Annotated in this window: 18 protein-coding genes; 10 read left to right on the plus strand and 8 right to left on the minus strand. The window is 55.4% G+C overall.

Features of this window, described 5'->3' with window-relative positions; all coding sequences use genetic code 11:
• Positions 1 to 224 precede the first annotated feature (224 nt).
• The 4 genes from xylA to BJP35_RS04275 all read left to right on the plus strand — a co-directional run bounded on the left by xylA (position 225) and on the right by BJP35_RS04275 (position 4,636).
• Positions 225 to 1,547: a xylose isomerase gene (gene xylA, locus BJP35_RS04260; protein WP_086462926.1), complete on the plus strand. Its 1,323-nt coding sequence runs from the start codon at positions 225 to 227 to the stop codon at positions 1,545 to 1,547.
• Between the two features lie 71 nt (positions 1,548 to 1,618).
• Positions 1,619 to 3,073, plus strand: a complete 1,455-nt coding sequence (gene xylB / locus BJP35_RS04265) for a xylulokinase (protein ID WP_047742813.1) — start codon at positions 1,619 to 1,621, stop codon at positions 3,071 to 3,073.
• A 103-nt stretch (positions 3,074 to 3,176) separates the two neighbouring features.
• The gene (locus BJP35_RS04270) at positions 3,177 to 3,716 is read left to right on the plus strand and encodes an isochorismatase family protein (protein ID WP_047742815.1); all 540 of its coding nucleotides are present in this window, start codon (positions 3,177 to 3,179) and stop codon (positions 3,714 to 3,716) included.
• The gene (locus BJP35_RS04275; protein ID WP_014168122.1) at positions 3,716 to 4,636 is read left to right on the plus strand and encodes a GlxA family transcriptional regulator; all 921 of its coding nucleotides are present in this window, start codon (positions 3,716 to 3,718) and stop codon (positions 4,634 to 4,636) included. Before BJP35_RS04270 ends, BJP35_RS04275 begins: the two co-directional genes overlap by 1 nt.
• On the opposite strand, the gene BJP35_RS04280 is transcribed toward BJP35_RS04275, so the two are convergent.
• The gene (locus BJP35_RS04280) at positions 4,629 to 5,624 is read right to left on the minus strand and encodes an acyltransferase (RefSeq protein WP_047742817.1); all 996 of its coding nucleotides are present in this window, start codon (positions 5,622 to 5,624) and stop codon (positions 4,629 to 4,631) included. The genes BJP35_RS04275 and BJP35_RS04280 overlap by 8 nt on opposite strands.
• Before the next feature lie 184 nt (positions 5,625 to 5,808).
• Here BJP35_RS04280 and BJP35_RS04285 point away from each other — a divergent pair, with 184 nt between their 5' ends.
• The 4 genes from BJP35_RS04285 to BJP35_RS04300 all read left to right on the plus strand — a co-directional run bounded on the left by BJP35_RS04285 (position 5,809) and on the right by BJP35_RS04300 (position 11,158).
• Positions 5,809 to 6,114: a YsaB family lipoprotein gene (locus BJP35_RS04285; RefSeq protein ID WP_014168124.1), complete on the plus strand. Its 306-nt coding sequence runs from the start codon at positions 5,809 to 5,811 to the stop codon at positions 6,112 to 6,114.
• A 161-nt stretch (positions 6,115 to 6,275) separates the two neighbouring features.
• Positions 6,276 to 7,187, plus strand: a complete 912-nt coding sequence (gene glyQ / locus BJP35_RS04290; RefSeq protein WP_014168125.1) for a glycine--tRNA ligase subunit alpha — start codon at positions 6,276 to 6,278, stop codon at positions 7,185 to 7,187.
• A 9-nt stretch (positions 7,188 to 7,196) separates the two neighbouring features.
• Entirely contained in the window at positions 7,197 to 9,266 is a 2,070-nt protein-coding gene (gene glyS, locus BJP35_RS04295) for a glycine--tRNA ligase subunit beta (protein WP_014168126.1), read from the plus strand.
• A gap of 272 nt (positions 9,267 to 9,538) precedes the next feature.
• Complete coding sequence (locus tag BJP35_RS04300; protein ID WP_047742819.1) at positions 9,539 to 11,158, plus strand: ABC-F family ATP-binding cassette domain-containing protein; 1,620 nt, start codon at positions 9,539 to 9,541, stop codon at positions 11,156 to 11,158.
• A gap of 46 nt (positions 11,159 to 11,204) precedes the next feature.
• Here BJP35_RS04300 and BJP35_RS04305 read toward each other — a convergent pair whose 3' ends face one another.
• Positions 11,205 to 11,492 carry an HTH-type transcriptional regulator gene (locus BJP35_RS04305; protein ID WP_014168128.1) on the minus strand — a complete coding sequence of 96 codons (288 nt, stop codon included), beginning with the start codon at positions 11,490 to 11,492 and terminating at the stop codon, positions 11,205 to 11,207.
• A 331-nt stretch (positions 11,493 to 11,823) separates the two neighbouring features.
• Between BJP35_RS04305 and BJP35_RS04310 the strand changes: the two genes are divergently transcribed.
• The gene (locus tag BJP35_RS04310; RefSeq protein ID WP_020882641.1) at positions 11,824 to 12,534 is read left to right on the plus strand and encodes a DUF3053 domain-containing protein; all 711 of its coding nucleotides are present in this window, start codon (positions 11,824 to 11,826) and stop codon (positions 12,532 to 12,534) included.
• 245 nt (positions 12,535 to 12,779) lie between these two features.
• Positions 12,780 to 12,992 (plus strand): RNA chaperone/antiterminator CspA, encoded by a 213-nt coding sequence (cspA, locus tag BJP35_RS04315; RefSeq protein WP_014168131.1) that lies wholly within the window; start codon positions 12,780 to 12,782, stop codon positions 12,990 to 12,992.
• A 58-nt stretch (positions 12,993 to 13,050) separates the two neighbouring features.
• On the opposite strand, the gene ghrB is transcribed toward cspA, so the two are convergent.
• The 6 genes from ghrB to BJP35_RS04345 form a co-directional block, all read right to left on the minus strand.
• The gene (ghrB, locus tag BJP35_RS04320) at positions 13,051 to 14,025 is read right to left on the minus strand and encodes a glyoxylate/hydroxypyruvate reductase GhrB (protein WP_014168132.1); all 975 of its coding nucleotides are present in this window, start codon (positions 14,023 to 14,025) and stop codon (positions 13,051 to 13,053) included.
• A 26-nt stretch (positions 14,026 to 14,051) separates the two neighbouring features.
• A complete protein-coding gene (locus BJP35_RS04325) occupies positions 14,052 to 15,332 on the minus strand; it encodes an MFS transporter (protein WP_020882640.1) in 1,281 nt (426 codons plus the stop codon).
• 108 nt (positions 15,333 to 15,440) lie between these two features.
• On the minus strand, positions 15,441 to 16,379 hold the full coding sequence (locus tag BJP35_RS04330) for a sugar kinase (RefSeq protein WP_025206424.1): 939 nt from the start codon (positions 16,377 to 16,379) through the stop codon (positions 15,441 to 15,443).
• Between the two features lie 3 nt (positions 16,380 to 16,382).
• Complete coding sequence (locus BJP35_RS04335) at positions 16,383 to 17,132, minus strand: sugar phosphate isomerase/epimerase (protein ID WP_032679355.1); 750 nt, start codon at positions 17,130 to 17,132, stop codon at positions 16,383 to 16,385.
• A 103-nt stretch (positions 17,133 to 17,235) separates the two neighbouring features.
• Complete coding sequence (locus tag BJP35_RS04340; RefSeq protein WP_032679356.1) at positions 17,236 to 18,252, minus strand: LacI family DNA-binding transcriptional regulator; 1,017 nt, start codon at positions 18,250 to 18,252, stop codon at positions 17,236 to 17,238.
• Between the two features lie 124 nt (positions 18,253 to 18,376).
• On the minus strand, positions 18,377 to 19,039 hold the full coding sequence (locus BJP35_RS04345) for an OmpA family lipoprotein (RefSeq protein ID WP_014168137.1): 663 nt from the start codon (positions 19,037 to 19,039) through the stop codon (positions 18,377 to 18,379).
• Positions 19,040 to 19,048: the final 9 nt, after the last annotated feature.

Below are 19,048 nucleotides of genomic sequence, written 5' to 3' on the forward strand. Positions count from 1 at the left end.
TTATGACCGCGATCGAATTTTAAAATACGTAACGTCTTAATTACATTTGATTATGGAAGAGGGACCGAAAAATAGTTTGCCTGCACATTATTTTGCGAGCCAGCGCACAGTTGTGCATTCTCTCAATAGCAGTGTGAAATAACGTAATTGAGCAAGCCAAAATGTCTATTCACTATTACTCCTGTATCAACGACTCGCCGCATACCCTGATTATGGAGCTCAATATGCAAGCTTATTTCGACCAACTCGATCGTGTTCGTTACGAAGGCCCGAAAACAACCAATCCTTTAGCATTTCGTCACTACAACCCGGATGAGCTGGTGCTGGGTAAGCGCATGGAAGATCATTTGCGCTTTGCCGCCTGTTACTGGCATACCTTCTGCTGGAACGGAGCCGATATGTTCGGCGTGGGTTCCTTTGACCGTCCATGGCAGCAGCCGGGTGAGGCCATCGAGCTGGCGAAGCGTAAAGCCGATGTCGCCTTTGAATTCTTCCACAAACTGAACGTGCCGTACTACTGCTTCCATGACGTGGATGTGTCGCCGGAAGGCGCCTCACTGAAAGAGTATCTGAACAATTTCGCGCAGATGGTGGATGTGCTGGCGGCTAAACAGCAGCAAAGCGGCGTGAAGCTGCTGTGGGGCACGGCCAACTGTTTTACCAACCCACGCTATGGCGCGGGTGCGGCAACCAATCCTGATCCGGAAGTGTTTAGCTGGGCGGCAACGCAGGTGGTTACCGCAATGAACGCCACGCATCAGCTGGGCGGCGAAAACTATGTGCTGTGGGGCGGTCGTGAAGGCTATGAAACCCTGCTCAACACCGACCTGCGTCAGGAGCGCGAGCAGATTGGCCGCTTTATGCAGATGGTGGTCGACCATAAACATAAAATCGGTTTCCGCGGCACGCTGCTGATCGAACCGAAGCCTCAGGAACCGACTAAGCACCAGTACGACTACGACGTTGCTACCGTGTACGGCTTCCTGAAACAGTTCGGCCTGGAAAAAGAGATCAAAGTTAACATTGAAGCCAACCATGCCACGCTGGCCGGCCACTCTTTCCATCACGAGATCGCGTCTGCTATCGCGCTGGGTATCTTCGGTTCTGTTGATGCTAACCGCGGCGATGCGCAACTGGGTTGGGATACCGACCAGTTCCCGAACAGCGTGGAAGAGAATGCGCTGGTGATGTATGAAATTATCAAAGCGGGTGGTTTCACCACCGGCGGGCTGAACTTCGATGCCAAAGTGCGCCGTCAGAGCACCGACAAATACGACCTGTTCTACGGCCATATTGGCGCAATGGATACCATGGCGCTGGCGCTCAAAGTCGCCGCCCGTATGATTGAAGACGGTGAACTGGATAAACGTGTCGCGAAGCGTTATAGCGGCTGGAACAGTGAGCTGGGCCAGCAAATTTTGAAAGGCCAGTTATCGCTTGCGGACGTCGCGAAGTACGCTGAACAACATCAACTGGCACCGCAGCATCAGAGCGGGCATCAGGAACTGCTGGAAAACCTGGTTAATCACTACCTGTTCGATAAATAACAGTGAGTAGATAATAACGTAAGCCCGGTAAGCGTCGCGCCACCGGGCATTTCTGTTAAAGGAGTCACCGAATGTATATCGGGATTGATCTTGGCACATCGGGTGTGAAAGCCATCCTGTTAAGCGAGCAGGGCGACGTGTTAGCAACGCAGACAGAAAAGCTGCAGGTCTCACGTCCGCATCCGCTATGGTCGGAGCAGGATCCGGAGCAGTGGTGGCTGGCAACGGATCGTGCAATCAAAGCGCTAGGTGAACAGCACAGTCTGCGTGACGTCAAAGCCCTCGGCATTGCCGGGCAAATGCACGGCGCGACGTTACTGGACAGTCAGCATCACGTTCTGCGACCGGCCATTCTCTGGAACGATGGTCGCTGTGCAGAAGAGTGCGCACTCCTTGAAGAGCGAGTACCCACCTCCCGCAGTATTACCGGCAACCTGATGATGCCCGGTTTTACCGCACCAAAGTTACTGTGGGTACACCGCCATGAGCCGGAAATTTTCCGTCAGGTGGCGAAAGTTTTACTGCCAAAAGATTATCTGCGTTTTCGCATGACGGGTGATTTCGCCAGCGACATGTCTGACGCTGCCGGCACGATGTGGCTCGACGTGGCCAAGCGTGACTGGAGTGAGGCCATGCTCGATGCCTGCCACCTGACCCGCGAACATATGCCAGCGCTCTATGAGGGCAGTGAGATAACGGGTACCTTACAGACAGCCGTCGCAGAGCGCTGGAATATGCCCGCTGTCCCGGTGGTGGCCGGTGGCGGTGACAACGCGGCGGGTGCCGTGGGGGTCGGGATGGTGGAAGCCGGGCAGGCGATGCTTTCGCTGGGAACGTCTGGCGTCTATTTTGCGGTCAGCGATGGTTATCGCAGTAATCCTGAAAGTGCCGTTCACAGTTTCTGCCATGCGCTGCCGGGAAAATGGCATCTGATGTCGGTTATGTTGAGCGCCGCCTCTTGCCTTGACTGGGCCGCGAAACTGACCGGGATGGCTGATGTTCCGGCACTGATTGCTGCTGCACAGCAGGCGGATGAAAGTGCGGGTACCGTCTGGTTTTTACCCTATCTTTCCGGCGAGCGCACGCCGCATAACAACCCGGAAGCGAAAGGGGTATTCTTTGGGTTAACCCATCAGCATGGTCCGGCGGAACTGGCTCGTGCCGTTCTGGAAGGCGTGGGATATGCCCTTGCGGACGGAATGGACGTGGTACATGACTGCGGTGTGACGCCGGCGAGTATCACCCTGATTGGCGGCGGTGCGCGTAGCAGCTACTGGCGCCAGATGCTGTCTGATATCAGCGGACTGCAGCTCGATTTTCGTACCGGTGGTGATGTGGGGCCTGCGCTCGGTGCAGCGCGACTGGCACAGATTGCCATGAACCCGGAAACGCCGCTTTCTCAGCTGTTACCGCAGCTTCAACTGGAACAGGCGCATCTGCCTGACGCGGCACGTCATGCGCGTTATGCGCAAAGACGCGAGGTCTTTCGCAAAATCTACCAACAGCTGCTGCCGCTGATGTCGTAAATACGGTTGTCTGTCAGAGGCACGAGGTTGTCCTTTTTTGGTCTGTGCGGGCCTTCATTTCCTTGCCAGTATGGTGTCATACCCACTGGCGAGGAGATTCAACATGTCACGTACTGCATTAATCAACATCGATACTCAGCAGTCATTTCATCACCGCGATTACTGGCAGGAGAACGAGATTCCTGCCTTTCAGCAGGCGATGCTGGGGCTGATTGAGGGCTGCCAGGCGCGTGGCATTCCTGTCGTTGATATTTTCCATGTAGATGAAGACGGTCCGTTCACACTGCAAAGCGGCTATGTCAAACCGATGGCCTTTTTACGTCATCAGCCGGACGTGGTCTTCCAGAAACACGTCCATAATGCGTTCACGGATACCGGGCTTGACCGCTGGCTGCGTGAGCGAGACATTAATCAGCTCATCGTGTGCGGCATTCGCACGGAGCAATGCTGTGAAACCACTGCGCGGGTGGCATCCGATCTGGGCTATGCTGTGACCTTCGTTAGCGAGGCAACGCTCACGTTTCCAATGACGCACAAGGGGATAACCCTGAGCGCAGAGGAACTGCGCCATCGTACCGAGACGGTACTGGCCGGGCGGTTTGCCGACATTAAAACGGTTGCGGAGACGCTGGAGTCACTGTAATGAGCATCGACGTCTGGTTTGTGATGTTGCCCGGGGTGCTGTCATTAGACATGACGGGCCCGGCAGAGACCTTTGTGCTGGCAGGGGACGCGTTTCGCCTGCATTACATTGGTCCGCAGGCAGAGGTTCCGACGTCGATTGGTCTGATGATGGGCGGTATTCAGCCGCTGCCGGAAAGCCTGCCTGAGGGCAGTTTGCTGGTGCTGCCGGGGGTAAGCGACTCCCGCTTTCAGTTTTCAACGCCGCAGGCGCAGTTGATTCAGCACTGGTTAATGCGCCTGCAGCCGCACATTCATCGTCAGGATATCACCGTCATGTGCGTCTGTTCAGGGGCGTTGCTGGCGGCAAAATCGGGCTTGCTGAATCACCGGCAGTGCACAACGCATCATGACGTTATAAGCCGTTTGCGTACGGCGGCTCCGACGGCAATCATCAAAGAAAACCGGATCTTCGTGCAGGATGAGAATATCTGGACCAGCGCAGGCATCACCTCGGGCATCGACCTGGCGCTGCATATGATTAACCGCCTGTGTGGCGCAGAAAAAGCGCTGGCCGTGGCGCGCGAAATGGTGGTCTGGTTTCGTCGCTCCGGGGACGATCCCCAGCTGTCGCCATGGTTACGCTACCGCAATCATCTTCACCCGGCCATTCATCGCGCGCAGGACGCGCTTACCACCGAGCCGCACAAAGCCTGGGCTTTACCCGAGATTGCCGCTCTGGCGCATGTCAGCCCGCGCCATTTAACGCGGCTTTTTCAGACGCATTTAGGGATAAGCGTTCGCGACTATCTGGAGCAGTTGCGTCTGGCGGTGGCTGAACAGTGGCTGTTGCAAGGGCGTGGCGTGGAACAGGCCTCACTGGCCGCGGGGTTTTCCTCCCCGCGCCAGTATCATCGTGCCCGACAGCGCAGCGTTAACTGACGAAGCGGCGGGTGTCGACCTTCTGCAGCAGCATTGACAGCAGCAGGCTCGCCATCAGCGTGACGGTGAAAATCCAGAGGATATCCAGTACCGGCCAGCTTTTGAACTCGACCCCTCTCGTTCTCAGGGCGTGGATCACCAGCGCGTGAAAACCGTATATTCCGAGCGAGTGTCGGGAGATAACGCTCAGCACCGGAAGGGGGCGTGCGTTCAGGGTGTTTTTGGCGAGCGTAAGCAGGGATACGGCACAGATGAAGACCATCGGGCCGCAGTACAGGTACCAGGTATCGGCAAAATTGCCGCGCCATTGCAGTTCATGCAGCGTCCCACGCGAAATTACGATCACGCCGATGATAAACAGCGCTGCACATAGCCCGTTCATGCCGCGTTTTTGGGTGTCCATCATCCCGATAGCTCGCCCCAGCATGCCGTAGAGCACGTAGTAAAAGGTATCGCCGTTGATATAGAGATTGACCGGTAACCATTCAAAACCATCAATTTTCTGCGAGACCGTATTCGGGTTGGCTATGATGCCAATGACCACCATCAGCGCCAGCAGCATTTTCCCGCTCACGGTTTTCACCTGAATCAGTGGGGAAACCAGATAGATAACGATAATGGCGAAGAAAAACCACAGATGGTAGAAGACGGGTTTTTGCAGAAGGTATTTGAAAGATAGCCCGGCGTTAATCGAGGTGAACAGGGTGATATAGAGCAAGGCCACGGCGCTGTAGAAGCCCAGGCAGGCGGCGATGCGGATAAAATGACGCGGTTGCGCGCTACGCTCGCCAAAAAAGAGAAAGCCGGAAATCATAAAGAACAACGGCACACTGACCCGCGACGCGGAGTTAAGAATATTGGCTATATCCCAGTTAACAGGGCTGATACTGTGCGCATTGGTGACATACCAGGTCGTCGTGTGGATCATGACCACCATCAGACACGCTATTCCTCGCAGATTATCAATCCAGCTAATTTTTGACGACATCAGTTCCTCATCATCCCTTGTAAATTCAGTGTGACTGCGATTGTATTGAAGCCTCTCTCTGGAAAATTCTGAGTTTTATTGAGCAGCCTTGTTTGAAAGCCGCGAGGTTCGCAGAATGCCAGGGCATAATCTATAAAAGCTTTGCTACTAAAAATAACAGCCACTGAACAGGGCGGTAATAAAAATGATGATGAAGCGTGCGGCGTCACTCTTTCTGCTGTTTATCCTGGCAGGATGCAGTACGCCACCCTCTGCACCCGTGCAAAAAGCACAGCAGGGAAAAATCAGCCCGGAACGCTCCCTGAATATGGAGCAGTTCTGTAAGGATCAGGCTGCGCGCCGCTATAACTCGGATGCGCAGAACATTGATGTCACCGGATTTGAGCGATTCCAGGGGAGTTATGAGCTGAAAGGCCATACGTCCCGTAAAGAGGGCTTTGTCTGTTCGTTTGACGCAGACGGTCAGTTTTTACATCTCTCCATGCGCTAAGCCGCTCGCATAATCAACAGCCAGACGCCGGCAGCTGCCTGGCGTGGTGGCTTATTTCCCCAATTTTCCCTAAACAAACCCGTTTCGTACTGTATATCTTGCAGGCAGCGGGTATACTGGTCCCTTCCATTTAAAACCACACGTATCCAGCACGACATACTATGCAAAAGTTTGATACCAAGACCTTCCAGGGCCTGATCCTGACCTTACAGGATTACTGGGCTCGTCAGGGCTGTACCATTGTTCAACCTTTGGACATGGAAGTAGGCGCAGGCACTTCACACCCAATGACCAGCTTACGCGCGTTGGGGCCGGAGCCAATGGCGACTGCTTATGTGCAACCTTCACGTCGTCCGACCGATGGCCGTTACGGCGAAAACCCGAACCGTCTGCAGCATTACTATCAGTTCCAGGTGGTGATTAAGCCATCGCCAGACAACATTCAGGAACTGTACCTCGGGTCACTGAAAGAGCTGGGTATGGATCCAACCATTCACGACATCCGTTTCGTGGAAGATAACTGGGAGAACCCAACGCTGGGTGCCTGGGGTCTGGGTTGGGAAGTGTGGCTGAACGGTATGGAAGTGACGCAGTTCACTTACTTCCAGCAGGTTGGCGGTCTGGAATGTAAACCGATTACCGGCGAAATCACCTACGGTCTGGAACGTCTGGCCATGTATATTCAGGGCGTAGACAGCGTTTACGACCTGGTCTGGAGCGACGGCCCGCTGGGTAAAACCACCTACGGCGACGTGTTCCATCAGAACGAAGTGGAGCAATCCACTTATAACTTCGAATACGCGGATGTGGACTTCCTGTTCACCTGCTTCGAGCAGTACGAGAAAGAAGCGCAGCAGTTGCTGGCGCTGGAGTCTCCGCTGCCGCTGCCTGCTTACGAGCGTATTCTGAAGGCCGCCCACAGCTTCAACCTGCTGGACGCCCGCAAAGCCATCTCCGTGACTGAACGTCAGCGCTACATTCTGCGTATTCGTACCCTGACCAAAGCCGTTGCAGAAGCGTACTATGCGTCCCGTGAAGCCCTTGGCTTCCCGATGTGCAACCGAAACAAATAAGAGGCGGCCATGTCTGAGAAAACTTTCCTGGTGGAAATTGGCACCGAAGAGCTGCCACCAAAAGCCCTGCGCAGCCTGGCTGAATCTTTTGCTGCGAACGTGACTGCTGAGCTGGATAACGCTGGCCTGGCACACGGTAAAATTGAATGGTTTGCTGCTCCGCGTCGTCTGGCGCTGAAAGTGGCGAACCTGGCGGCGTCTCAGCCGGATCGTGAAGTTGAAAAACGTGGACCGGCGATTGCTCAGGCATTTGATGCTGAAGGCAAGCCAAGCAAAGCGGCTGAAGGCTGGGCGCGTGGTTGTGGTATCACCGTCGATCAGGCTGAGCGTCTGACCACCGATAAAGGCGAGTGGCTGCTGTACCGTGCACATGTGAAAGGTGAAAGTGCGCAAGCGCTGCTGCCTGACATGATCGCCACGTCACTGGCCAGGCTGCCGATTCCAAAACTGATGCGCTGGGGCGCAAGCGACGTGCACTTCGTGCGTCCTGTGCACACCGTGACGCTGCTGCTGGGCGATACCGTTATTCCGGCTACCATCCTGGGTGTGGCGTCCGATCGCGTGATCCGTGGGCACCGCTTCATGGGCGAGCCTGAGTTCACCATCGACAATGCTGACCAGTATCCGCAGATCCTGCTGGAGCGCGGTAAAGTTATTGCTGACTACGAACAGCGTAAAGCCAAAATCAAGGCGGATGCGGAAGACGCGGCGCGTAAGATTGGCGGTAAAGCGGATCTGAGCGACAGCCTGCTGGAAGAAGTGACCTCTCTGGTTGAATGGCCAGTGGTACTGACCGCGAAGTTCGAAGAGAAATTCCTGGCCGTGCCGGCTGAAGCGCTGGTGTACACCATGAAGGGTGACCAGAAGTACTTCCCGGTTTACGCCAACGACGGCAAGCTGCTGCCAAACTTCATCTTCGTGGCGAACATTGAATCAAAAGATCCGATCCAGATTATCTCCGGTAACGAGAAAGTGGTGCGTCCACGTCTGGCGGATGCCGAGTTCTTCTTCAACACCGACCGTAAAAAGCGTCTGGAAGATCACCTGCCACGTCTGCAGACCGTGCTGTTCCAGCAACAGCTGGGTACGTTGCGCGACAAGACTGACCGTATTGCGGAGCTGTCTGGCTGGATCGCACGTGAAATCGGTGCGGATGTGAACCACGCAACGCGCGCGGGTTTACTGTCCAAGTGTGACCTGATGACCAACATGGTGTTCGAATTTACCGACACCCAGGGTGTGATGGGGATGCACTACGCGCGTCACGACGGTGAAGCGGAAGATGTGGCCGTGGCCCTGAACGAGCAGTATCAGCCGCGCTTCGCGGGTGACGCGCTGCCGTCTAATCCGGTGGCCTGTGCGGTCGCGATTGCCGATAAGATGGACACCCTTGCAGGTATCTTTGGCATCGGTCAGCATCCAAAAGGCGACAAAGACCCGTTTGCGCTGCGTCGTGCTGCCCTGGGCGTGCTGCGTATCATCGTTGAAAAGAACCTGAACCTGGATCTGCAGACCCTGACTGAAGAAGCGGTACGTCTGTACGGTGATAAGCTGACCAACGCCAACGTGGTCGATGATGTGATCGACTTTATGCTTGGTCGCTTCCGTGCGTGGTATCAGGACGAAGGTTACACCGTCGATACCATTCAGGCGGTACTGGCACGTCGTCCAACCCGTCCGGCAGATTTCGATGCGCGTATGAAGGCGGTTTCCCACTTCCGTACGCTGGAAGCGGCATCTGCACTGGCCGCGGCTAACAAGCGTGTCTCTAACATTCTGGCGAAATCAGACGAAACGCTGAACGAGCGTGTGAACGCTGCGACGCTGAAAGAGCCAGAAGAGATCGCCCTGGCGATGCAGGTTGTGGTACTGCGTGACAAGCTGGAGCCGTATTTCGCCGAAGGCCGCTACCAGGAAGCCCTGGTGGAGCTGGCGGAACTGCGTGATGTCATCGATGCCTTCTTCGAGAAAGTGATGGTGAACGTGGAAGATAAAGAGCTGCGTATCAACCGTCTCTCTATGCTCGAAAAACTGCGTGAGCTGTTCCTGCGCGTGGCGGATATTTCGCTGCTGCAGTAACGTGCATGTGCCCGGTGACGGGCCAGCAGATGAGAAAAACCCGCTTCGGCGGGTTTTTTTATGTCTCGTTTTTTCGTGGGCCGGATAAGTGCAGTGCAATCGCCTAAAAATTCACCTTGAAATGGTCAGCAAATTACCGTTATCCTGTTTCTCGTTATATTTCTCCCTCAGGAGCGCATCCCGAAAATGAACAAACACGACTGATGAATTTCGATCCTTGCTAAACGCGACCGCGTCGGCAGGGGATGTTTTGATTTCATTCAGGAGTGCTTATGGCTCATTTTGCGCAATCCCCTTCTTTTATTTTGCATCAGGTGACCTGTCAGTTTGCGACGGGCGATACCCTTTTTGGTCCGCTGAATCTTTCTCTGGCGCCGTCACTGTGCGCGCTGGTTGGCCCCAACGGCAGCGGTAAAACACGTCTGCTACGTTTGCTGGCAGGGTGTGATGAACCTGCCAGCGGTCATATCGAACGTTTTGCAACGCACGCTTATGTGGCACAACAGCCCGATATCTCCCCGCGAACCACGCTTGCTGAGCTGCTGGGGTATGAGGCGATTTTTGCGGCGCGTAAGCGCATCGACAGCGGTGACTACCAGCCCGATGATTTGGCGTTACTCGACGGACACTGGGATGTAGCAGAACGCCTGAGCGAGGCGTTTTTCCACGCAAAACTTCCACCATTTGACCCGGATAAATCAGCCATGGAACTCAGTGGCGGCGAGCGCATTCGCGCGTTGCTCTGTGGCGCGTTTACGGCTGATGCGGATTATCTGCTGCTGGACGAACCCACCAACCATCTCGACCGGCAGGGACGTGAGTGGTTCTACGACCAGCTCGCCCGTTATCAGGGGGGCGTGCTGGTGGCCTCCCACGACCGTGAACTGCTGGCGAAGGTACCGCGTATTCTTGAACTGAGCGCCTCGGGTCTTCGCCACTACGGTGGCAGTTACGACGACTATACGCATCAGCGGGACGCCGAACAGCAGGCAGCCCGTGCGGCACTGGAACATGCGGCAACAGAACGCAAACGCACCCGCGCGCGGATGCAAAAAGAGCATGACGAAAGCCAGCGGCGTTCGGCGAAGACGTTACGTACGGTCGATAACCTTAATATCGCCTCGTTCGAGCGGGTCAAATACAAAATGGCCGCCAAAGAGCGCATTGGCGCCTGGAAAAAACAGCATGGCGATCAACATGAAGCGCTGAATGCTGCGGTGAACAAGGCCCGGGAGCGAGTTGAAGAGGAGAATCCGGTGATGTTCACGTTGCCTGGAAGCCAGATTGCTGAGGGGAAACAGGTGCTGGTGATGGAGGGGCTGGTGCTGCCACACGTCACTCTCCCGCCGACCAACTGGCGGATGGACGGACCGATGCGCGTGGCGCTAAAAGGACCAAACGGCTGCGGTAAATCGACGCTTTTAAAAGCCATTCTCGGCGAAGTGGCTCCGCTCTCAGGAACGTGTAAGGTATCGGTAAACTGCGCTTATCTCGATCAACATCTGTCGCAACTCGATCTTTCGCAGTCGGTGATGGCGCATCTCAATCTAAGTCACACACCTCTGGAAGAGGGTGTGCTGCGAACCCGTTTAGCGCAGCTTCAGTTGGGCGCTGACAAAGTGGCGCTTCCGCTGGCTGAGCTGAGCGGCGGGGAACGTCTTAAGGCTGCTCTGGCCTGTGTTTTGTGGCGCGAAGACGCTACGCAGCTTTTACTGCTGGATGAACCGACCAACCATCTGGATCTGGCCTCGGTCGAGGCGATTGAAGCCGCACTGGCCGGTTTCCCCGGGGCATTGCTGGTGGTTTCTCACGATGAGGCTTTTTTGCGGGGGTTAGCATTGACGCATGAACTGGTCTGGGAAGAGGCGGGTTGGCGGTGTGCCCCCCTTTAAAACACAAGCCCCCGCAAAGGCGGGGGCGTTAACTCACTTTACTGCATCATGCTATATGCTTGCTGAGTGCAGGGTTGGCCTGAATCAGGCGCATCAGCTTTAGCTCGGTTGGGGTGGGTTTTTCGCGTTTTGACTCCCACTCCTGCACCATAGCCACGCTGACACCCATCGCTCTGGCGAATTCTTCAGTTTTTAATCCAGTCCCTTTGCGCAATTGCTCATATTCTTTAAAGGGATTGGATCTTTGTTGCAGGGTTAACGTCTGCGGTACATCTTTAAAAATAATCTGTTCCAGGCTGCTCAGCAGCTCAAGCTCAGGATCTTTATATTCCATTGAGGACTCCTCTTAAATCACATACCGGGATCAAGAACATCAGAGAGCCTGTTAAGAATAGTCCCTAATACAAACGACGGATCGTCACGGATGTGATTAATCGTGCGGTAACGATCGCTTTATGCGTTTCAGCCGTTGCCAGGGTGAGACTAATTACCTGATTACGCTTATGTCGGCTTCGCCAGGTATTTTTTTGTAAATAGTAAGAAATAAAACGGCAATAGCCGTTTTGCATGAAAAGAGTATCTTGCAGGGCTGACCTGGACTATCCTTGTCAGCGTCGGGCACGCATGTGCCGGTGTGCGCTTTTTTGGGTGAAAGGAGTAATGAAATGGCGACAGGAAAGTCCTGCTCTCGCTGGTTTGCGCCTATTGCGGCGTTGTTGATGGTTGTTAGCCTGAGTGGGTGTTTTGATAAAGAAGGCGATCAGCGCAAAGCGTTTATCGATTTTCTACAGAATACGGTGATGCGCAGCGGTGAACGGTTGCCGACGCTGACTGCGGATCAGAAAAAACAGTTTGGCCCCTTCGTGTCTGATTACGCCATTCTTTATGGTTATTCACAGCAGGTGAGTCAGGCGATGGATTCCGGTATCCGTCCGGTTGTGGATAGCGTGAACGCTATTCGCGTCCCGCAGGATTACATGACGCAACGTGAACCGCTGCGCCAGTCCAACGGTGCGCTCGGCGTGCTGAGCCAACAGCTGCAGAATGCGAAAATGCAGGCGGACGCGTCACGTTCCGCGCTGAAGCAGGGCGACGATCTCAAACCGGTCTTCGACAAAGTGTATGAGAAAGTAGTGTCGAAACCTTCTGAAGCGATGCAACCGCTGATCCCAGCCGCGCAAATTTTCACGCAGCAGCTGGTTCAGGTGGGGGACTTCATCTCCCAGCAGGGCACTCAGGTGAGCTTTGTGGCCAACGGTATTCAGTTCCCGACCTCGCAGCAGGCAAGCCAGTATAATGCGCTGATTGGGCCACTGGCCTCCCAGCACCAGGCCTTTAGTCAGGCGTGGAGTGCAGCGGTCGCTGCCACAGAATAAATCGGAAAACCCCGCCTCAGGCGGGGTTTTTTATTCCGGGCGAAAATAACGCTTGTTATTCTTCTACCACATCGGTATAACTATACAGGTCGGTTTGTTACACAGACCTAAAGCAGTTTAGTAAAGCAGTCCAGATTGTTATCCATAGATACCCTTCGTAGTGACCCTTCCTTCATCGCTTAAAAATCTGTAACACAATCCATCAAGCCGGAAGGCACAATATATTTGTTAATTAAGGTAATTCTATGTCTGCTAAAATGACTGGTCTGGTAAAATGGTTCAACGCTGATAAAGGTTTCGGCTTCATCACTCCTGACGATGGCTCTAAAGACGTGTTCGTACACTTCTCTGCTATCCAGAACGAAGGCTACAAATCTCTGGATGAAGGTCAGAAAGTTTCCTTCACCATCGAAAGCGGCGCTAAAGGCCCAGCAGCTGGTAACGTTGTAAGCCTGTAAGCTTCCAACCCAGTAGCACAAATTTTAAAAACCCGCCTTCTGGCGGGTTTTTTCATTTCTATCGCTGAACCTGCGGGTTAACGCAATTGATTTCCACCTTTCCGCTAAGGGCAGCGATCAGGTTGTCTACCGCGGTTGCAGCCATATTGTAGCGTGTTTCATGGGTTGCTGAGCCGATGTGGGGCAGGGCCACCACGTTGGGCAATGAAAGCAACGGGGAGTCCACCGGCAGCGGTTCCTGTTCAAACACGTCAAGACCGGCAGCGTGGATCTCACCCTGTTGCAGAGCCTCAATCAACGCCTTCTCATCCACCACCGGGCCACGACCCGCGTTGATGAAAATGGCCGTTTTCTTCATTTTTTCAAACGCCTCTTTACCGATAAGATGACGGGTTTCGTCCGTCAGTGGCAGGATCAGACAGACAAAATCGGCTTCCTGCAGCAGCGTATCCAGCTCGCAGTAGCGGGCGTTAAAACGTTCTTCGGCTTCACTGTGATGACGACGCGCGTTATACAGAATCGGCATGTTAAAACCAAAATGTGCGCGCTGCGCCAGGGCCAGGCCAATACGGCCCATGCCAACGATGCCCAGCGTTTTGCCATGAACATCCACCCCAAACCAGTCCGGACCAATGCTTTTTGTCCATTCGCCAGCTTTAACGCGATCGGCCACTTCGACCACACGACGCGCCGTGCTGAGGACCAGCGCCATCAGCGTGTCGGCCACGGTCTCCGTCAGCGCATGTGGCGTATGCATCAACAGGATCTTGCGGGCATTAAGGGCATCCACGTCGAAGTTGTCATAGCCCACGGAAACGGTAGAGGTAGCACGAAGCTTCGGCATTTTCTCCAGCAGGGCGACATCCACTTTTTCGCTTGAACCCAGCAAACCTTCGGCGCTGGCGAACGCATCGGCGTGCTGTGCCACGGTTTCCGGGCTGAGGTTCTTCACCTGGGTAACGGTGAAGTGTTCCTCAAGGCGTTTCTGCAGATCTTCCGGCAGTGCTTTATACAAAATGACGGACGGCTTCATGCTAATCTCCGTTGATTTTTAAGGATTCAGGCGTGGCGTGCGCCGACAGGTAATTGTTGATTATTAGCAGGCTTAACAATCAGAGTAAGCCACACGGAGGCGAAAAGCGCTACCCCCATAAATATGTACGATGCGGACGGGCTGCCGGTTGCTCCGTTCAGGTAACCCACAAACCAGGAGCCGCAGAACGAGCCCAGCGCCCCCATACTGTTAATCAGTGCCATCGCGCCGCCTGCCACGTTACGCGGCAGCATCTCCGGGATGATCGCAAAGAACGGTCCATAAGGGGCGTACATTGCCGCGCCCGCAATCACCAGCAGGGTGTAAGAGACCCAGAAATGGTTCGCGCCGACGGCCCAGGAACCAATAAAGGCAAAGGCAGCGATCAGCAGCAGCGGCCAGACAAACAGCTTACGGTTCTGCATTTTGTCCGATGCCCATGACGCAATGATCATGGCGATTGTTGCTGCGAGGTAAGGCACGGATGACAGCCAGCCCACTTCCACCATGCCAAGGTTTTCACCGGCATTGCGAAGAATCGATGGCAGCCACAGTACGAAACCGTACACGCCAATGCTCCAGGTGAAATACTGGGCGCAGAGCAGAATCACGTTACGCGAGCGGAATGCTTCACCGTAGTTACGCACCGCTTTCAGGCCTTGCTGTTCTTTATCCAGCTGCGCCTGCAGAGCGGCTTTTTCATCTTCGGAGAGCCATTTCGCCTGCGCAGGTTTATCTTTTACCAGCATCCACCAGCAGAATGCCCAGATAACCGCCGGCACCCCTTCGATAATGAACATTTCACGCCAGCCGAAGGACTGGATCAGGTAGCCAGAAACCACCGACATCCACAGCACGGTGACCGGGTTACCGAGGATCAGGAAAGTATTGGCTCGTGAGCGTTCGGATTTGGTAAACCAGTTGCTGATATAAATCAGCATCGCGGGCATTACCGCTGCCTCAACGACCCCAAGAATAAAGCGAATGGCTGCCAGAGCAGGAATATTATTCACCACGCCGGTCAGTGAGGCGCAGGCACCCCAAAGGATCAGGCAAACGAAAATCAATTTGCGGACGCTGCGACGCTCCGCATAGATAGCGCCGGGGATCTGGAAGAAGAAGTAGCCCAGGAAGAAAAGGGCACCCAGCAACGAAGAGATACCTTTGGTGATCCCCAGGTCTTCGGTGATCCCTGCCGCGGACGCGAAACTGAAGTTGGCACGATCAAGGTACGCCAGGCTGTACGTGATAAACACGATTGGCATGATGTACCACCAGCGTTTTACTGCATTGGTCGAACTGTTCATAGGCTTGCCTCTGTTGTTGAGGTTTGTACCGCCGTTGTATGTAGGGTACACGGTGGTTTGTTTTGTTTCCCCCTGACCTACCTGAGGAGAGGGGGAGGGAAACGGAATTTATTCGTTCAGCTGCGCGCGGGTCGGTAATCCTTCACTGTCGCCCTGCACCTGGATTGCCAGCGAGCCAATTTTATTGCCCCGGGCGACGGCCTGCTGCAGCGGTTTGCCTTCCAGCAGGGCACTAATGACCCCCACGGCAAAACCATCGCCAGCGCCGACGGTATCAACCACGTTATCGACCTTCACGGCCGCGACTGCGCCTTGCTCGCCGTTAGCCGTTTTAAACCAGGCGCCATCGGCGCCGGTTTTCAGCACCACCGCTTTTACCCCTTTGTTAAGGTAAAAATCGGCAATCCCTTCAGGGGTGTTTTTACCGGTCAGGATCATGCCTTCTTTCACGCCCGGCAGAACCCAGTCAGCCTGAAACGCCAGACGGTTCAGCTTCTCGATCATTTCCGCTTCGCTTTTCCACAGCACCGGGCGCAGGTTAGGATCGAATGAGATCGTTTTCCCCTGAGCCTTCATGGTGGTTGCGGCATGATCCAGTAATGCATACGAGCTGGCAGAAAGCGCAGCCGCCACGCCGCTCAGATGCAGATGGCGTGCAGAGGCGAAATAGTGGGCGTGGTAATCCTCGACTGAGAGGTGGCTCGCCGCAGACCCTTTACGGAAATACTCCACAATGGGATCGGTTCCATTTTCGACTTTCGATTTAAGCTGGAAACCGGTCGGGAAGCGTCCATCGAGGGTGACGCCGGAAGCATCAATGCCCTCTTTTTTCAGCGAATCGAGAACGAAATGGCCAAAGCTGTCATCACCCACGCGGCTGACCCAGCCGACGTTCAGACCCAGGCGCGCCAGGCCGGTCGCGACGTTCAGCTCAGCCCCCGCCACGCGTTTGATAAAGTGCTCCACCGTACTCAGGTCGCCCGTTTCGGTGGCGACAAACATTGCCATGGCTTCGCCGATAGTGATCACATCCAGCGTCTTGTGCATGGTTTACTCCTCACGCAGCAGGTTTACGTAATGACGGGTGACGGCGGTTAAATCCGCCCCTTCCAGCGGGAACTCGATACCACGCGGGGCATCGGCGGGCAGCTGACAAAGCAGATCCAGCCAGCGCGCATCGGCCCGATCCGGCGCCACGGCGCGGAAATTTTCTTTATGCGGCACGGCGGCTTTAACGTGGATATAGCTCACTGCGGAGGCCAGATGGCGCGCGGCTTCTTCCGGGGAGTCGCCCACCCACAGCCAGTTGCCCATGTCGAACGTCAGCGTGACGGGCAGCGCCATGTCCCGGCAGGCGGCTTTGAAGCGCTGCATCGGCGCAAGCTGGCCGCAGTCGGTCTGGTCGTTTTCCACCACCAGGGCCATACCGCTTTCATCGAGCAGGGCACGCAGGGCGTGAAGCGGCTGGGTGTCGCTGAAATGACCCAGCGAGACCTTGAGCCACAGCGCATTCAGGGTACTGGCTTCGCTGAGATAACGGGGCAGGTCAGGGTTGAGGGTGCCATCGGGCATAAACAGGGCCGCAGGGGCGGAGTAGCATGCCAGCAGGCCCAGCAACTCAATGGATTCACCCAGCGCGGGCAGCGCCAGCAGCTCTTCGCTGTTGAACAGCTCGCGGCGGATCTCGACGCCGTCGGCACCCGCGCCCGCAATGACGGGCAGCATTGCCCGTTGACCACCTGCCTGTCGCACCTGTTCCGCGCCATACGCGGCGGTGACCACCATGATTTTTCTGCCCATCGTCGGACTCCATCGCAATACATCAATACTATTACGCTAGATGGAACCGGTTCCAAAGAAAAGGTCAGGATGTTGAATTTATGATCGGTATCACAAGGGAAAATTAACGGGCGGTGGAGCCGCGAACAATCAACTCGCCGGAAAATACCTGCTCGCGAACGGCATCGCTGGTGCCTTCAATACGACGAACCACTTGTTCAACAGCGGCATAGCCAATCTGCCAGGTGGGTTGTTTGAGGGTGGTGATCCCGACGCCAGCCAGTTCTGCCCACTCGAGTTCATCGAACCCCAGCAGACCGATATCGCTTCCCCAGTGCAGGCCGATGCGCTTAAGCGAGCGGGCGACCTGCAGGGTCAGCGCCCCGTTGGCAGAAATAACGGCTTTACGCATTCCGCGATGGCGGGTGTGGAACTGCCGCAGGGTATTGTCGAGCTGATCGGCTTCGTGGAGGGGCGTTTCGGCATTCTCGGCAATCACGCCGGGGTAACGCTCCAGCGTGGCACGAAACGCGCTCAGTCGCTCACGACGGGTGTTGACCATGCCCAGAGGTTCGCTCAGAAACAGGATGGCTTCAAAGCCCTGTTCAATCAGATGCTCAGTGGCGGTTGTCGCCGCCTGAGTGTTATCCAGCCCGACGACATCGCAGGCGAATTCCGGAATTTTGCGGTCGATGAGAACCATCGGCAGGGAGGATTGCTGCAGGCGGTTTAAGCCCTCTTCACGCATGCCCACGGCATTCACCACAATCCCTTCGACCTGATAGCTGCGCAGCAGATCCAGGTAATGCAGCTCCTGATCGACTTCGTTGTTGGTGTTACAGACCAGCGGCGTAAAGCCCTTTTCGCGACAGGCGGCTTCAATTCCGCTCAATACGTTGACGGAGTAGGGGTTGGTGATATCGGCGATGATAAGCCCGATAAGACGGGTACGACCCCGTTTGAGTCCGCGCGCCATAAGGCTCGGGCGGTAGTCGAGATCGGCAATAGCTTGTTCAATACGAGCGAGCAGCGCATCGGACAGCAGGTGTTTCTCGCCGTTGAGGTAGCGTGAAATGCTGGTTTTACCGGTTTTGGCGGCTTTCGCCACGTCGCTGATTGTGGCCCGTGTTGGTTTGCTCATCGCTGAATTCCCTGAAGTGAGTGAGAACACCTTAGCGGGAAAATTAGCGATGGCAAGCGGTTCATGCCGATGTGGCGGCATGACACCCTTATCCCCCTCTCCCCCTGGAAGAGGGGGGCAGCCCTTACTGAATTGGGCTTAAGGTAATCTCAACGCGACGGTTCTGTGCTTTGCCTTCCGCCGTGCTGTTGCTGGCGATAGGGTTTGCAGGGCCCATGCCGCTGGTGCGGATGCGGTTTGCTGCAACGCCCTGCGTGATCAGCGAGCTGGCCACAGAATCGGCACGCTGCTGAGACAGGCGCATATTCAGATCCTGGCTGCCGGTGCTGTCGGTATAACCGATCACATTCACCGCGGTCTTGTTGTACTCTTTCAGCACCATTGCCACGCCGGTCAGGGTATTCGCCCCCGCTGGTTTCAGCGTTGCGCTGCTGCTGTCGAAGGTGACGTTGTTTGGCATATTCAGGATGATGTTATCGCCGCTGCGCGTCACGCTCACGCCGGTACCTTTCATTTTGTCGCGCAGTTTTGCTTCCTGCACATCCATGTAATAACCCACGCCGCCGCCCAGGGCTGCACCTGCCGCTGCGCCAATTAACGCGCCTTTGCCGCGGTCTTTCTTGGAGGAGGAGAGTGCGCCCACACCGGCCCCTACCAGCGAGCCGAGACCCGCACCGATGCCGGATTTACCTGCTTCGCTTTCACCGGTGTAAGGGTTTGTTGTGCAGCCAGAAACAGCCAGTGCACCGCTCACCAGAGCGGCAATAACGAATACGCGTTTTTTCATCTTATTTCC

Origin of the sequence: Enterobacter sp. J49 (genome assembly GCF_002148625.1) — a bacterium.
Classification (GTDB): Bacteria; Pseudomonadota; Gammaproteobacteria; order Enterobacterales; family Enterobacteriaceae; genus Enterobacter; species Enterobacter ludwigii.

Excerpts from the sequence above, each read along its gene's own strand:
- xylA (WP_086462926.1), top strand. The coding sequence starts at position 225 with ATGCAAGCTTATTTCGACCAACTCGATCGTGTTCGTTACGAAGGCCCG.
- xylB (WP_047742813.1), top strand. The coding sequence starts at position 1,619 with ATGTATATCGGGATTGATCTTGGCACATCGGGTGTGAAAGCCATCCTG.
- BJP35_RS04270 (WP_047742815.1), top strand. The coding sequence starts at position 3,177 with ATGTCACGTACTGCATTAATCAACATCGATACTCAGCAGTCATTTCAT.
- BJP35_RS04275 (WP_014168122.1), top strand. The coding sequence starts at position 3,716 with ATGAGCATCGACGTCTGGTTTGTGATGTTGCCCGGGGTGCTGTCATTA.
- BJP35_RS04280 (WP_047742817.1), bottom strand. The coding sequence starts at position 5,624 with ATGTCGTCAAAAATTAGCTGGATTGATAATCTGCGAGGAATAGCGTGT.
- BJP35_RS04285 (WP_014168124.1), top strand. The coding sequence starts at position 5,809 with ATGATGATGAAGCGTGCGGCGTCACTCTTTCTGCTGTTTATCCTGGCA.
- glyQ (WP_014168125.1), top strand. The coding sequence starts at position 6,276 with ATGCAAAAGTTTGATACCAAGACCTTCCAGGGCCTGATCCTGACCTTA.
- glyS (WP_014168126.1), top strand. The coding sequence starts at position 7,197 with ATGTCTGAGAAAACTTTCCTGGTGGAAATTGGCACCGAAGAGCTGCCA.
- BJP35_RS04300 (WP_047742819.1), top strand. The coding sequence starts at position 9,539 with ATGGCTCATTTTGCGCAATCCCCTTCTTTTATTTTGCATCAGGTGACC.
- BJP35_RS04305 (WP_014168128.1), bottom strand. The coding sequence starts at position 11,492 with ATGGAATATAAAGATCCTGAGCTTGAGCTGCTGAGCAGCCTGGAACAG.
- BJP35_RS04310 (WP_020882641.1), top strand. The coding sequence starts at position 11,824 with ATGGCGACAGGAAAGTCCTGCTCTCGCTGGTTTGCGCCTATTGCGGCG.
- cspA (WP_014168131.1), top strand. The coding sequence starts at position 12,780 with ATGTCTGCTAAAATGACTGGTCTGGTAAAATGGTTCAACGCTGATAAA.
- ghrB (WP_014168132.1), bottom strand. The coding sequence starts at position 14,025 with ATGAAGCCGTCCGTCATTTTGTATAAAGCACTGCCGGAAGATCTGCAG.
- BJP35_RS04325 (WP_020882640.1), bottom strand. The coding sequence starts at position 15,332 with ATGAACAGTTCGACCAATGCAGTAAAACGCTGGTGGTACATCATGCCA.
- BJP35_RS04330 (WP_025206424.1), bottom strand. The coding sequence starts at position 16,379 with ATGCACAAGACGCTGGATGTGATCACTATCGGCGAAGCCATGGCAATG.
- BJP35_RS04335 (WP_032679355.1), bottom strand. The coding sequence starts at position 17,132 with ATGGGCAGAAAAATCATGGTGGTCACCGCCGCGTATGGCGCGGAACAG.
- BJP35_RS04340 (WP_032679356.1), bottom strand. The coding sequence starts at position 18,252 with ATGAGCAAACCAACACGGGCCACAATCAGCGACGTGGCGAAAGCCGCC.
- BJP35_RS04345 (WP_014168137.1), bottom strand. The coding sequence starts at position 19,039 with ATGAAAAAACGCGTATTCGTTATTGCCGCTCTGGTGAGCGGTGCACTG.